This is a genomic window from Burkholderia lata (assembly GCF_902499335.1).
In the GTDB taxonomy this organism is placed as follows: Bacteria; Pseudomonadota; Gammaproteobacteria; order Burkholderiales; family Burkholderiaceae; genus Burkholderia; species Burkholderia lata_B.
The window spans coordinates 55,736-69,213 of sequence record NZ_CABVQK010000002.1 but is presented as its reverse complement, the minus strand read 5'-3'; the positions used below and the strand labels follow the sequence as shown (position 1 = coordinate 69,213).

The following is a 13,478-nucleotide window of genomic DNA, read 5'->3' as shown; positions in this document are numbered from 1 at the left end:
CCGGCGCGCTCAGCCGCGTGCGTACTCGTCATGACGGTGCCACCACGGGCCGGTCTCGTTGCGCCCGCGCGGCGCGCGATCGAGCCACTGGTACATCCCCCACAGCCCGTCGAGCCCGCGCGCATAGGTCGAGTACGTGTGATAAACCGCGCCGTCCTCGCGCACGAATGCGCTCATCCCCGGTCGGTCGAGCGAATACGTGACCGCGTCGGTGCCGCACGTCGCCGCGAACTGCACGACGGGTGCCGGAGGCGGATCCATGTCCATCGCGTGGCCCGCCCGCGCGTAGTTGTACTCGACGTCGCCCGCGCGCTGCTGCGTTTCGGTGAACGACACATTGAAGTCGAAGTTGAAATCGCTGCCGACCGACGACGCCCACGGGAAGCTCCACCCCATCCGCTGCCGGTAAGCGAGCAGTTTCGCGAGCGGTGCGCGCGACACGGCGGCGAGCGTCACATCGTGGTTCGCCAGATGCACGGCGAAACCGTCGAAACCGTCGGCGAGCGCCGAGCACGACGGGCAGCCGGCCTTGTAGTCGGGGCCGAACATGAAGTGATAGACGAGCAACTGCGAGCGGCCGTGAAACAGGTCGTCGAGCGTCGCCTGTCCGTCTTCGGTGTCGAACCGGTAGGTCTTGTCGACGCGCACCCAGGGCAGTGCCTGGCGCCGCCGTGCGAGTTCGTCGCTTTGCCGCGTCAGCGCCTTTTCCGCGTCGAGCAGTGCGCGGCGCGCGGCCAGCCATTCGTCGCGCGTTCCGGTGAGATGAGTCGTCATGGCGGGTTCCTCCTTCCGATGGGTATCCGGGCACGGCGTCCGGTGCCGTGTGCGTGGTGCTAGATTAGTGGCGGGCATCGGGCCGGAGGGAGTGACAAGTGTGTCGGGATTCGGATGGATTCGCTGATCACGGCGGCCGCGCGCGCGCTCGCGGCCGGTGACGCGCTCGGCGCGCTGAACCGCGTCGCGCTGCTCGACGATGCGCCGGCGCTCGCGCTGCGCGGGATCGCGATGGCGCAGCTCGGCGATTTCGAACGCGCGCGCACACTCGTGCGCGGCGCCGCCCGTGCGTTCGGCGCGAAGGAGGCCGTGGCACGTGCGCGCTGCGTCGTCGCGGAAGCGGAGATCGCGCTCGCGTCGCGCGACCTGCGCTGGCCGACGCGCGCGCTCGACGCCGCCTGCGCGACGCTCGACGCGCACGGCGACCGCGCGAACGCCGCGCATGCGCGCTATCTCGGCGTGCGCCGGCTGCTGCTGATCGGGCACCTCGACGATGCCGAGCAGATGCTCGCGAATCTCGATCCCGCGCCGCTGCCGGCCGCATCGCGCGCCGCCCATGAGCTGATCGCGGCCGGCATCGCGATGCGCCGCATCCGCACGCACGCGGCCCGCGCTGCGCTCACCCGCGCACGCGCGGCGGCACGCGACGCCGGCATCGCCGCGCTGACTGCCGAGGTCGACACCGCGGCGCGCGTGCTCGACGCACCGGCCGCCCGCCTCATCGCGCGCGGTACATCACGGCTCGTGCAGCTCGACGAAGTCGAGACGCTGTTCGCGTCGAACGCGCTCGTCGTCGATGCATGCCGCCACACGGTGCGCGACGCGCGCACGACCGTGTCGCTCGCGCGGCGGCCCGTGCTGTTCGTGCTCGCCCGTGCGCTCGGCGAGGCATGGCCGGCCGACGTGTCCCGAAATGCGCTCGTCGCGGCCGCGTTCCGCGCGAAACACGCGGACGAATCGCATCGCGCGCGCCTGCGTGTCGAGATCGGCCGGCTGCGCGCGGTACTGCGGCCGCTCGCGAACGTCATCGCAACGCCGTGCGGCTTTGCGCTCGAACCGCTCGGCGTACGCGAAACCGTCGTCCTGGCCCGCCCGGTCGACGATCGCCACGCGGCCGTGCTCGCGCTCCTCTCCGATGGCGAAGCGTGGTCGAGCTCCGCGCTGGCGCTGGCCCTCGGCGCCAGCCAGCGCACCGTGCAGCGTGCGCTCGACGCGCTCGCCGAAGCCGACAAGGTCCAGGCGCTCGGCCGAGGCCGCGCGCGTCGCTGGATGACGCCGCCGCTGCCCGGTTTCGCGACGACCTTGTTACTCCCCGCCCCGCTGCCGGGCGATTAGGATGACCTCACCGAACGACGAGGTGACGAACATGAAGCGCTCCAGTGCAGACATCCTTCGCGAATACGGCCCGTTTCCGGGCGTCGACGGCGTACACGGCGTCACGTTCGACGGGCAGTACGTGTGGTACGCGTCCGGCGACAAGCTGAATGCGCTCGACCCGGAACGCGGCACGACCGTCCGCTCGATCGACGTCGCCGCGCATGCGGGCACGGCGTTCGACGGCCGCCACCTGTACCAGATCGTCGAGGACCGCATCGAGACGATCGATCCCGAATCGGGCCGCGTGCTCGCGACGATTCCCGCCCCCGGCGGCGGCGCCGATTCCGGGCTGGCATGGGCCGAAGGCACGCTGTGGGTCGGCCAGTACCGCGAACGCAAGATTCATCAGGTGGATCCGAAATCGGGCGCCGTGCTGCGCACGATCGAATCGAACCGCTTCGTCACCGGCGTGACCTGGGTCGACGGCGAGCTGTGGCACGGCACCTGGGAAGCCGACCAGGCGGACCTGCGGCACATCGATCCGCGCACGGGCCAGGTGCTCGAGCAGATCGACATGCCGGCCGGCGTCGGCGTATCGGGGCTCGAATCCGACGGCCACGACCGCTTCTACTGCGGCGGCGGCAACAGCGGCACGTTGCGCGCCGTGCGTCGGCCCGCGCGGGCACCGGGCAACAGCGCGGGTGCAACGCCCGATCCGGTTGACGAATGACCCGCCGCCCGCACGCGGCACGCCAGTGCCCCGCCCTGCGCCGAGTGCAGGAATGAACAAGACGCCGCGGCGACCGCGTCGCTAAGATGCGCGCTCGTCAGTCATGTGTTCGGAGCGGTCGATGCAGCGCGGTGTGGTCTATGGTGTCCTGGCAGGTGCCCTGTGGGGCATGGTGTTTCTCGTTCCTCGGCTGCTGACCGACTTCTCGCCGCTGCTGCTGAGCGCCGGCCGCTACGCGATGTACGGCCTCGTATCGCTCGCGGCCGCGCTACCGGCCGCCCGCTCGCTGCTCGCGCGGCTGACCCGCGAGGATCTCGTCGCGCTGGTCAGGCTCGCCGTCGTCGGCAACGTCGCGTACTACATGCTGCTGTCCGGCGCCGTGCACCTGATCGGCATCGCCCCCAGTTCGCTGATCGTCGGCGTGCTGCCCGTCACGGTCACGCTCGCGGGCCTCGGCGACCACGGCGCCGTGCCGTTGCGGCGGCTCGCGATCCCGCTCGCGCTGGTGATCGCGGGCATCGTCTGCATCAACGTCGACCTGTTCACGTCCGAGGCCGCGCATGCGACGACGCTCGGCCAGAAGCTCGCCGGCATCGCCTGCGCGGCCGGCGCGCTCGCGAGCTGGACCTGGTATGCGGTCGCGAACGCACGCTATCTGCAGCGCCATCATCATTTCGGCGGCAACGAGTGGTCGGTACTGTGGGGTGTCGTGACGGGCCTGATCGGCGGCCTCGTCTGGATCGCGATCCTCGCGCTGCCGGCCGGCACGGTGCAGGCCGCGGTTCCGGCGTCGCGCTGGCAGCTGTTCTGGCTGCTTAACCTCGTGCTCGCGATCGGCGCGTCGTGGCTCGGCAACGGGCTGTGGAATGCCGCGTCGAAGCGGCTGCCGCTCACGCTGTCCGGCCAGCTGATCGTGTTCGAAACCGTGTTCGCGATGCTTTACGCGTTCGTGTACGACCAGCGGATGCCGCATGCGCTCGAGATCGCCGCGCTGGTGCTGCTGCTCGCTGGCGTCTACGGATCGGTGCGGCAGCACGGCAACACGCCCGCTGGCGGCGATACCTCGGGAAGCGCACCGGCAAACGCGAACGCCGCGGCCCACTGAGCGCCACGGCGTTTAATCAGACAAATAGAGACGAAAAACGCGGATCGGCCCGCGTCAGCGCGCGTCCTTGTGCATCCACTTGCGGCCCTCGATGGAGCCGTCGCGGCGCGACTTGTCGACGCGCCGCTGGCGCGCGAGCTTCGGATCGACGATCAACGGGCGGTAGATCTCGACGCGGTCGTGGTCGGCGAGCGGCGCATCGAGCGGCGCAAGCTTGCCGTACACGCCCGTCTTCGCGTTCGCGAGATCGATTTCCGGGTGCAGCGCGAGCACGCCGCTCGCATCGATCGCCGAACGAACGGTCGCCCCTTCGGGCAGCGACAGCGGAATCAGCGTCTGGCGATCCGGCAGCGCGTAGCAGACTTCGATCGACAACATCGCGTCACCCCTTCCCGTAGCGCTGGTCGGCGCGCTTCACGAACGAATCGACGAACGTGTTCGCGATGTGGCTGAACACGGGCCCGATGATCTTCTCGAGCAGGATGCTCGAGAATTCGTAGTGCAGCGCGAATTCGATCTTGCACGCATCGGCACGCAGTGCCGTGAAGCGCCACGCGCCCGTGAACTTCTTGAACGGGCCGTCCGTGAACTCCATGTCGATCCGCGCCGGGCGCTGCTGCGTGTTGCGCGTCGCGAAATGCTGCTTGATGCCCTTGAAGTTGATGTCGATGCGCGCTTCCATCCCGCTCTCGTCCTGACGGCGAATCTCAACGCCGCCGCACCAGGGCAGGAAATTGGGGTAGTCGGCCACGTCGGTGACGAGGTCGAACATCTGTTCCGCCGAATGACGGATCAATACGGTTTTCTGGACATCTGCCATAAATCGCGCGGCATCGCTTAAGGTGAGAACGCAAGCCGGGCGATTCCCGCCCCGCTTTGCTAAAATCGTGATTTTAAACGAGTTGGCCCGATCCTTTCATGAGCATCATCGACAACAGGAAAGCGCACTTCGATTATCACATCGAGGAACGCTACGAGGCGGGGCTCGTGCTCGAGGGCTGGGAAGTCAAGGCGCTGCGCGCCGGGCGCGGCCAGATCAGGGAAGGTTACGTCGTGATCAAGCACGACGAGATCTTCCTGATCGGTACCCATATCAGCCCGCTGCCCGAGGCTTCGACCCACATCACGCCCGACCCGGTCCGCACGCGCAAGCTGCTGCTGCACCGCGAGGAAATCAAGAAACTGATCGGCAAGGTCGAGCAGCGTGGCTACACGCTCGTGCCGCTGAACTTCCACTACAAGGGCGGTCGCGTGAAGTGCGACATCGCGCTCGCGAAGGGCAAGAAGCTGCACGACAAGCGCGAAACCGAGAAGAAGCGCGACTGGGAACGCGAAAAGGCACGCATCATGCGCGCCGGCACCTGACGCGCGCGACGCACCTCGCAAACGACACGGCCCGCTCGAAGCGGGCCGTGTTGCTTTGGGCTGGGTGAATCGCGGATGCCGGCTGCCCGGCGGCGGCTGAGGCGGCACTCGGCGCGCCACTCCGCCCGTTTCGACTGAAGAAAGGCACCGACGACGGCGCCGAACGGGCATCATCCGCGCCCCGGCTACGCGACGATTCGTCGCACGCCGATCGCCCGCGGCGGCGGCCCGCGCACCGCGTGCGTCCGACTCAGGCCTTCCCGCCCGACGCTGCCCCCGCGCTCTTGACGATCGTCAGCGCCGACGAGATCGCCGTGCCGAGATCCGACAGGTTCGCCGGCACGATCAGCGTGTTGCCCTGCTTCGCGAGATTCGAGAATGCGCTGACATACTGCTCGGCAACCTTCAGGTTCACCGCATCCATCCCGCCCTGCGATTGCATCGCGTTCGCAATCTTCTGGATCGCCTGTGCATTCGCCTCGGCCACCGCCAGAATCGCGGCTGCTTGGCCCTGCGCCTGGTTGATCGCGGCCTGCCGTTCGCCTTCGGATTTCTGGATCGCCGCTTCGCGCGCGCCCGACGCGAGGTTGATCTGCTCCTGCTTGCGGCCTTCGGATGCGGCGATCAGCGCGCGCTTTTCACGCTCCGCGGTGATTTGCGCCTGCATCGCGTGCAGGATTTCCTTCGGCGGCGTCAGGTCCTTGATCTCGTAGCGCAGGACCTTCACCCCCCAGTTCGCGGCGGCCTGATCGAGCGCCGAGACGATGTTGTGGTTGATGAAGTCGCGCTCCTCGAACGTCTTGTCGAGTTCGAGCTTGCCGACCACCGAGCGCAACGTGGTTTGCGCGAGCTGCGTGATCGCGAGCACGAAGTTGCTCGACCCGTACGACGCCTTCATCGGATCGGTCACCTGGAAATACAGCACGCCGTCGACCTGCAGCTGCGTGTTGTCGCGCGTGATACAGACCTGGCTCGGCACGTCGAGCGGGATTTCCTTCAGCACGTGCCGGTATGCGATGCGATCGACGAACGGCAGCACGATATTGAGACCGGGCGACAGCGTCGCGTGATAGCGCCCGAAGCGCTCGAGCACCCACGCATGCTGTTGCGGCACGATCTTCACCGTTTTCGACACGATCACGATCGCGATGACGAGCAGGACCACCCAGATGATCAGCGAATCCATGAAGTATTCCCTCCTTGTTGTATCGGCGGACGATCAGCCCGCGGGTTTCGCCACGACCACGAGACAATTGCCGCGCACGGCACTCACCTGATACACATGCGCATCGTCGCGCTCGCCGTTCGCGAGCTCGACATCCCAGTCGGCGCCGCGATACTGCACGCGCGCGCGGCCGTCACGCCACGCGTCGACCGTGACGGTCGAGCCGATATCGAGATTGACGTCGGGATTGGTCGACGTATCGCGCTTCTGCTTGCGGCCGAGCCCCGAACGGCGCAGCGCGACCATCGCGACGATCGCGACCACGGCCGCCGCGCCGAACTGCACGTGCGGCGCGAAACCGGCCAGTTGCAGCAGCCCGCCCGCGAGAAAGCCGAGCGCGATCATCAGCAGGTAGAACGTGCCCGTCAGCAACTCGGCCACGACCAGCACGCCCACCGCGCCCCACCAGAACAGATGCCCCGACATCATTGTGGTCTCCAGAAAAACGTCCCCCGCGCTCACCTGTGTCTCATGCAACCAGAATACGCGCTGAAGCGCTGTTCCGGATCGATATATTCGCGGCCCCCGAGCGAGCGATCGACACGCGCGGGGCCGCCCGGCGAGTACCGACGAAAAAAAACACCCCGGTGTGTACCGGGGTGTTTATAGCACGAACCTTGCATTTTGCCTTCAACGAAAGCGCGATGCCACCGCGCTCTCGTCAAAGGTGCGTTACCGACCGTTACTTCCGGTTGGCCAGCGCCTGCCACGTCTCGATGATCGTGTCGGGGTTCAGCGAGATCGACACGATGCCTTCGTCCGTCAGCCATTGCGCGAAGTCCGGGTGATCGGACGGGCCCTGGCCGCAGATGCCGACGTACTTGCCCATCCGGCGGCAGGTATCGATCGCGCGCTTGAGCAGGAACTTGACGGCCGGGTCGCGTTCGTCGAAGTCGACAGCCAGCAGTTCCATGCCCGAATCGCGGTCGAGGCCGAGCGTGAGCTGCGTGAGGTCGTTCGAGCCGATCGAGAAACCGTCGAAGAATTGCAGGAAGTCTTCGGCGAGGATCGCGTTGGTCGGGACTTCGCACATCATCACGAGGCGCAGGCCGTTTTCGCCGCGCTTCAGGCCGAACTTCTCGAGCAGGCCGACGACACGCTCCGCCTGCTTCACGGTACGCACGAACGGCACCATGATCTCGACGTTGGTCAGGCCCATCTCGTCACGCACGCGCTTCAGTGCACGGCACTCCATCTCGAACGCCTGCGCGAAGTCTTCAGCGATGTAACGCGACGCGCCGCGGAAGCCCAGCATCGGGTTTTCCTCGTCCGGCTCGTAGCGCGAACCGCCGATCAGCTTCTTGTACTCGTTCGACTTGAAGTCGGACAGGCGCACGATGACGGGCTTCGGATAGAACGCCGCCGCGATCGTCGCGACACCTTCCGTCAGCTTGTCGACGTAGAACTGACGCGGCGATGCGTGACCGCGCGCGACGCTCTCGACAGCCTTCTTCAGGTCCTGGTCGATGTTCGGGTACTCGAGGATCGCCTTCGGGTGAACGCCGATGTTGTTGTTGATGATGAACTCGAGACGCGCGAGACCCACACCGCCGTTCGGCAGTTGCGAGAAGTCGAACGCGAGCTGCGGGTTACCGACGTTCATCATGATCTTGACCGGGATTTCCGGCAGTTCGCCGCGCTGCACTTCCGTGACTTCCGTCTCGAGCAGGCCGTCGTAGATCTTGCCTTCGTCGCCTTCCGCGCACGACACGGTGACGAGCGCGCCGTCCTTCAGGATGTCGGTCGCATCGCCGCAACCGACGACTGCCGGCACGCCGAGTTCACGCGCGATGATCGCCGCGTGGCAGGTCCGGCCGCCACGGTTCGTGACGATCGCGGCTGCACGCTTCATCACCGGCTCCCAGTTCGGGTCGGTCATGTCGGCCACCAGCACGTCGCCCGGCTGCACGCGTTCCATTTCCGACGGATCCTGGATCACGCGCACGGGGCCCGCACCGATCTTCTGGCCGATCGCACGGCCCGTCGCGAGCACCTGCGACTGGCCCTTCAGCTTGAAGCGCTGCTCGGCCTTGCCGGTTGCCTGGCTCTTCACGGTTTCCGGGCGTGCCTGCAGGATGAAGATCTTGCCGTCGCGGCCGTCCCGGCCCCACTCGATGTCCATCGGACGCTGGTAGTGCTTCTCGATGATGACCGCGTACTTCGCCAGCTCGATCACGTCTTCGTCGGTGATCGAGTAGCGGTTGCGCTGCTCGTGCGGCACGTCGACCGTCTTCACGCGGCCCGGCTCGCCCGGCTGCGTGAATTCCATCTTGATCAGCTTCGAGCCGATCGAGCGGCGGATGATCGGGTACTTGTCCTGTGCGAGCGTCGTCTTGAACACGTAGAACTCGTCCGGGTTCACCGCACCCTGCACGACGGTTTCGCCCAGGCCGTAGCTCGACGTGATGAACACGGCGTCCTTGAAACCCGATTCGGTGTCGATCGTGAACATCACGCCGGCGGCGCCGACGTCCGAGCGGACCATGCGCTGCACGCCGGCCGACAGGGCGACTTCCGCGTGCGTGAAGCCCTTGTGCACGCGGTACGAGATCGCGCGGTCGTTGTACAGCGACGCGAACACGTGCTTCATGCGATCGAGCACGTCTTCGATACCGACGACGTTCAGGTACGACTCCTGCTGGCCGGCGAACGATGCGTCGGGCAGGTCTTCCGCGGTCGCGGACGAACGCACGGCGAACGACAGCTCGCCCGGCGAGCTGCTCTTCAGGATCTCGAACTGTTCGCGGATTTCCTGCTCGAGACGTGCCTGCATCGGCGCATCGACGATCCACTTGCGGATCTCGGCGCCGGCTTCGGCGAGCGCCTTCACGTCGTCGATGTCGAGCGACTCGAGACGCTTGGCGATGCGGTCGGTAAGGTCGTTGTGCGTGAGGAAATCACGGAACGCGAGCGCGGTCGTGGCGAAACCGGTGGGTACGCGAACGCCTGCTTCGGAAAGCTGGCTGATCATTTCGCCAAGCGACGCATTCTTGCCGCCGACGATCTCCACATCGGTCATCCGCAACTGCTCGAACGGAATTACATACGCCTGGTCCTTTGCGACGTTTGCTGCGTTAGTCATACAAGCCCCTAAGTGTGAAAAAAATACTCGATTGCGCAAGTGGGCTCGGACGCGGGCGCTTGCAAAAAGGCGCGGCGCGTCTTGCGCAACCTGTTAGATAAACAATCGCAGCGGCGGCAAATCTTCCGACCCGATTTGCAAAAATCCCGGCAGAAGGGCGATATTTTCAGACAAATCGCCAAACTTGCCGGGAATTTTGGAATCAAGCGGCAAAGCCCGGGGCGCCGTTCGCGCCCTGCCCCCGCAATTGCTTATCCAACAGGTTGCCGCTATTCTACCGTGCCGGCTGCCGGATGTGGCGCGACCTTGTCACTGCGTCTGGAGGCGAACCTCCAGCCGCCCGCGCAACCGCCCTTCACGTTCGACGCCCAGATTCATGCTGCCTACCGTATTCATCGTCTCCGACGGCACCGGGATCACTGCCGAAACCTTCGCGCACTCGATCCTCTCCCAGTTCGACCAGAAATTCCGCCTCGTGCGCGTGCCGTTCGTCGACTCGCTCGACAAGGCCTATGCGACCGTCGAGAAGATCAACGAGGCCGCCGTGCACGACGGCCGCCGCGCGATCGTGTTCACGACGCTCGTCGACAGCGAATCCAACGACATCGTCAAGCGCTCGAACGCACTCGTGCTCGACATGTTCCAGCGCTTCGTCGAACCGCTCGAGCAGGAACTGGAGCTCAAGTCGAGCCACGCGATGGGCCGCGGCCACCAGAACGCGGACACCGAGGAATACAAGACGCGGATCGAGGCGATCAACTTCTCGCTCGCGCACGACGACGGCCAGTCGAACCGCAACCTGTCGGAAGCCGACGTGATCCTCGTCGGCGTGTCGCGCAGCGGCAAGACGCCGACGAGCCTGTATCTCGCGATGCAGTACGGCGTGAAGGCGGCCAACTATCCGCTGATTCCGGAAGATTTCGAGCGCGGCAAGCTGCCGTCGGCACTCGCCGCGCACCGCGAGAAGCTGTTCGGGCTGTCGATCGACCCGCAGCGCCTGTCGGAGATCCGTAACGAGCGCCGCCCGGGCAGCAAGTACGCGGCGCCCGAGAACTGCCGCTACGAGATCAACGAGGCGGAAGCGATGATGCGCCGCGAGGGGATCAAGTGGCTGTCGTCGACGCACAAGTCGATCGAGGAAATCGCGACGACGATCCTGCAGGAAATCCGCCTCGACCGGCAGTCGTATTGAGACTGAGCGCTGGCGGCCGCCTGGCCGCCGCCGGAAACAAAAAGGCCGCGTCGAACGCGGCCTTTTTCAATGGTGCGGAGCAAGCACGCGGGTGGCATCACGCACGCCGCTGCTGACGCACCTGCTCGAACAGGCAAACCGCTGCCGCCGCCGCAACGTTCAGCGACTCCATCCCGCCCGGCTGCGGGATCGTCACGCGATGCGTGGCCGCGTCGCGCCAGAACGCCGACACACCGGCACCCTCGTTGCCGAACACCCATGCAACAGGCCCCGACAGGTCGCAGTCGTAGACCGCCTGCGCACCGTGCGAATCGGTCAGCGCAACCGGCACATCGAGGCGTTCGGCGAGCGCGCCAGCTTCGACGTCCTCGTGGATCGACAGCAGGAAGTGCGCCCCCATCCCCGAGCGCAGCACCTTCGACGACCATGCGTACGCGGTACCCGGCGCACAGAATACATGGCGCACGCCTGCGGCCGCCGCGCTGCGCAGGATCGACCCGACGTTGCCGGCGTCCTGCACGCCGTCGAGCACGACCGACGTATGCGTCACGCGCGCCGGTAGCGGCTGCGCCGGCCGGTCGACGAGCAGCAGGAAGCCGACGCCGTTGACGACGTTCGACAACTGTCCGAACAGTGCGTCGGGCAGCGTGACGATCCGTTGCGCATCGATGCGCTCGACGATCGCCTGGGCCTCGGCGTGGCCGAGTGCGCCTTCGGTCGCGACGCACAGCTCGGGCGTGGCGCCCGTATCGAGGTACGCGCTTGCGAGATGGAATCCTTCGAGCAGCGCCTGGCCGCCGCGGCGCTGATGGGACGTCGAACCCGCGAGCGCCTTCAGGCGCTTGTACAGCGGGTTGTCGCGGGAAGTAATGCTCTTCATCGAATCAGGTCGAGTGCCGCACGGACCGGCGCGAACGAGCGCCGATGCGCTTCGCACGGGCCGTGCTCGCGCAGTGCGGCAAGGTGTTTCGCGGTGCCGTAGCCCGCATGCACGTTGAAACCGTACACGGGGAAGCGTTCGTGCAGATCGACGAGCATGCGGTCACGCGTGACCTTCGCGAGGATCGACGCGGCCGAGATGCTCGGCACGAGCGCGTCGCCGCTGACGATCGCCTCGGCACGCACCGTCAGTGTCGGGCAACGGTTGCCGTCGATCTGCGCGAGCGTCGGCAGAACCGACAGGCCCTCGACGGCCCGCTTCATCGCGAGCATCGTCGCGTGCAGGATGTTCAGCGTGTCGATCTCGTCGACGCTCGCCGACGCGACGCAATACGACAGCGAGCGCGCAACGATCAGCTCGTACAGCGCGTCGCGCTTCTTCGCGGACAGCGCCTTCGAATCGTCGAGCCCGTCGATCGGCTGCGCCGGATCGAGGATCACCGCGGCGGCCACCACCGGCCCGGCGAGCGGGCCGCGGCCCGCTTCGTCGACACCGCAGACGATCTCGTTGGGACGGCTGAAATCGAAACCGCCCTGCACGTCGCTCGACGCGCGGCGGCGTGGTGCACGTACTGCGGTCATGCGCGCCCCTTGCGTTGTTCGAGTACGCGCACGACCGCTTCGGCCGCCTTCGCGGCCGTGTTCTGCCGCAGCGAAAGATGCATTTCGGTAAATACTTCAGTCAGCGTGCGGCGGTTCGCGTCGTCGCGCAGTTGCGTGAGCGTCGCATCGGCGAGCGCCTCGGGTGTCGCGAAATGCTGCAGCAACTCGGGCACGACGAAACGCCCCGCCAGAATGTTCGGCAAGCCGACGTACGGCAGGTAGCCCTGCCGGCGCATGATTTGCCCGGTCAGCCAGGGCACCTTGTACGAGATCACCATCGGCTTTTTCAGCAGCGCGGCTTCCAGCGTGACCGTGCCGCTCTTCACGAGAATCGCATCGGCAGCCGTCATCGCCACCTGCGATCGGCCGTCGGTGATCGTCAGCGCGAGCTGCGGATGCGCATCGACGAGCGGCTGCAGCAGCGCGCGCAGCGCGGGCGTGGCCGCCGGCATCACGAAACGCACGCCGGGCTCGCGCTGCTGCATCAGCGCCATCGCCGCGAAGAAGGTCGGGCCGATCAGCGCGATTTCCGAGCGCCGGCTGCCCGGCAGCACCGCGATCACCGGGCCATCGGCCGGCAGACCGAGCGCGATGCGCGCACCGTGCGTATCGGGTTCGAGCGGAATCTCGTCGGCGAGCGGATGGCCGACGTAGGTCGACGCGACGCCTGCCTTGTCGAGAATCGCCGGTTCGAACGGGAACAGGCACAGCATGTGATCGACGGACTTCGCGATCTTCTTGATCCGGCCGCCGCGCCATGCCCAGATCGACGGGCACACGAAGTGGATCGACGGGATGCCCGCGTCGCGCGCGGCCTGTTCGACGTTGAAGTTGAAGTCGGGCGCGTCGACGCCGATGAACGCGTCCGGCCGCTCGGCGAGCAACTGGCGCTTCAGCTCGCCGCGAATCCGCAGGATCTCGGGAATCTGGCCCAGCGCCTCGACATAGCCGCGCACGGTCAGCTTGTCCATCTGCCAGTGCGAATCGAAGCCGTGCGCGATCATCCGCTGGCCGCCGATCCCGTAGTACTGGGTCGATTCGGGCAGCCGCTCGCGCAGCCCGCCGAGCAGCGACGCCGCGAGCAGGTCGCCCGACGGCTCGCCGGCCACCATCGCGAGCCGGAGCTGATTGGTCGGAAGCGTCATC

General features: G+C 66.6%; 14 protein-coding genes. 5 read left to right on the top strand and 9 right to left on the bottom strand.

Annotated elements, in window-relative coordinates; translation table 11 throughout:
* Positions 1–9: 9 nt before the first annotated feature.
* Complete coding sequence (locus BCO18175_RS04555; protein ID WP_174979670.1) at positions 10–774, bottom strand: DUF899 domain-containing protein; 765 nt, start codon at positions 772–774, stop codon at positions 10–12.
* A 114-nt stretch (positions 775–888) separates the two neighbouring features.
* On the opposite strand from BCO18175_RS04555, the gene BCO18175_RS04550 reads away from it, so the two are divergent.
* The 3 genes from BCO18175_RS04550 to BCO18175_RS04540 all read left to right on the top strand — a co-directional run bounded on the left by BCO18175_RS04550 (position 889) and on the right by BCO18175_RS04540 (position 3,926).
* The gene (locus BCO18175_RS04550; protein WP_174979668.1) at positions 889–2,109 is read left to right on the top strand and encodes a helix-turn-helix domain-containing protein; all 1,221 of its coding nucleotides are present in this window, start codon (positions 889–891) and stop codon (positions 2,107–2,109) included.
* A gap of 31 nt (positions 2,110–2,140) precedes the next feature.
* Positions 2,141–2,821, top strand: a complete 681-nt coding sequence (locus BCO18175_RS04545; protein ID WP_174967512.1) for a Vgb family protein — start codon at positions 2,141–2,143, stop codon at positions 2,819–2,821.
* Positions 2,822–2,942: 121 nt separating this feature from the next.
* Positions 2,943–3,926, top strand: coding sequence for a DMT family transporter (locus BCO18175_RS04540; protein ID WP_174979667.1), 984 nt, complete (start codon positions 2,943–2,945; stop codon positions 3,924–3,926).
* Positions 3,927–3,980: 54 nt separating this feature from the next.
* Here the strand turns inward: BCO18175_RS04540 and BCO18175_RS04535 are convergent, their stop codons facing one another.
* Together BCO18175_RS04535 and BCO18175_RS04530 are read right to left on the bottom strand one after the other, a co-directional pair.
* Positions 3,981–4,304, bottom strand: a complete 324-nt coding sequence (locus tag BCO18175_RS04535; protein WP_039342764.1) for an RnfH family protein — start codon at positions 4,302–4,304, stop codon at positions 3,981–3,983.
* Positions 4,305–4,308: 4 nt separating this feature from the next.
* The gene (locus BCO18175_RS04530; RefSeq protein WP_085039369.1) at positions 4,309–4,746 is read right to left on the bottom strand and encodes a type II toxin-antitoxin system RatA family toxin; all 438 of its coding nucleotides are present in this window, start codon (positions 4,744–4,746) and stop codon (positions 4,309–4,311) included.
* Between the two features lie 98 nt (positions 4,747–4,844).
* Between BCO18175_RS04530 and smpB the strand changes: the two genes are divergently transcribed.
* Positions 4,845–5,291 (top strand): SsrA-binding protein SmpB, encoded by a 447-nt coding sequence (gene smpB, locus BCO18175_RS04525; protein WP_011352441.1) that lies wholly within the window; start codon positions 4,845–4,847, stop codon positions 5,289–5,291.
* Positions 5,292–5,541: 250 nt separating this feature from the next.
* Here the strand turns inward: smpB and BCO18175_RS04520 are convergent, their stop codons facing one another.
* The 3 genes from BCO18175_RS04520 to ppsA form a co-directional block, all read right to left on the bottom strand.
* Positions 5,542–6,477, bottom strand: a complete 936-nt coding sequence (locus tag BCO18175_RS04520) for an SPFH domain-containing protein (RefSeq protein WP_174979665.1) — start codon at positions 6,475–6,477, stop codon at positions 5,542–5,544.
* Between the two features lie 33 nt (positions 6,478–6,510).
* Positions 6,511–6,945 (bottom strand): NfeD family protein, encoded by a 435-nt coding sequence (locus BCO18175_RS04515; protein WP_174979664.1) that lies wholly within the window; start codon positions 6,943–6,945, stop codon positions 6,511–6,513.
* A gap of 253 nt (positions 6,946–7,198) precedes the next feature.
* Positions 7,199–9,598 carry a phosphoenolpyruvate synthase gene (gene ppsA, locus BCO18175_RS04510; protein WP_174979662.1) on the bottom strand — a complete coding sequence of 800 codons (2,400 nt, stop codon included), beginning with the start codon at positions 9,596–9,598 and terminating at the stop codon, positions 7,199–7,201.
* 376 nt (positions 9,599–9,974) lie between these two features.
* Between ppsA and ppsR the strand changes: the two genes are divergently transcribed.
* Complete coding sequence (gene ppsR / locus BCO18175_RS04505; RefSeq protein WP_031399356.1) at positions 9,975–10,790, top strand: posphoenolpyruvate synthetase regulatory kinase/phosphorylase PpsR; 816 nt, start codon at positions 9,975–9,977, stop codon at positions 10,788–10,790.
* A gap of 97 nt (positions 10,791–10,887) precedes the next feature.
* On the opposite strand, the gene BCO18175_RS04500 is transcribed toward ppsR, so the two are convergent.
* From BCO18175_RS04500 to lpxB, 3 genes are read right to left on the bottom strand one after another with little or no spacing between them, the layout of a single operon-like run.
* On the bottom strand, positions 10,888–11,670 hold the full coding sequence (locus BCO18175_RS04500; protein ID WP_174979661.1) for a TrmH family RNA methyltransferase: 783 nt from the start codon (positions 11,668–11,670) through the stop codon (positions 10,888–10,890).
* Positions 11,667–12,311 carry a ribonuclease HII gene (gene rnhB / locus BCO18175_RS04495; protein ID WP_174979660.1) on the bottom strand — a complete coding sequence of 215 codons (645 nt, stop codon included), beginning with the start codon at positions 12,309–12,311 and terminating at the stop codon, positions 11,667–11,669. The genes BCO18175_RS04500 and rnhB overlap by 4 nt, the downstream gene beginning before the upstream one ends.
* Positions 12,308–13,477, bottom strand: coding sequence for a lipid-A-disaccharide synthase (gene lpxB, locus BCO18175_RS04490; RefSeq protein ID WP_174967365.1), 1,170 nt, complete (start codon positions 13,475–13,477; stop codon positions 12,308–12,310). The genes rnhB and lpxB overlap by 4 nt, the downstream gene beginning before the upstream one ends.
* Position 13,478 lies beyond the last annotated feature (1 nt).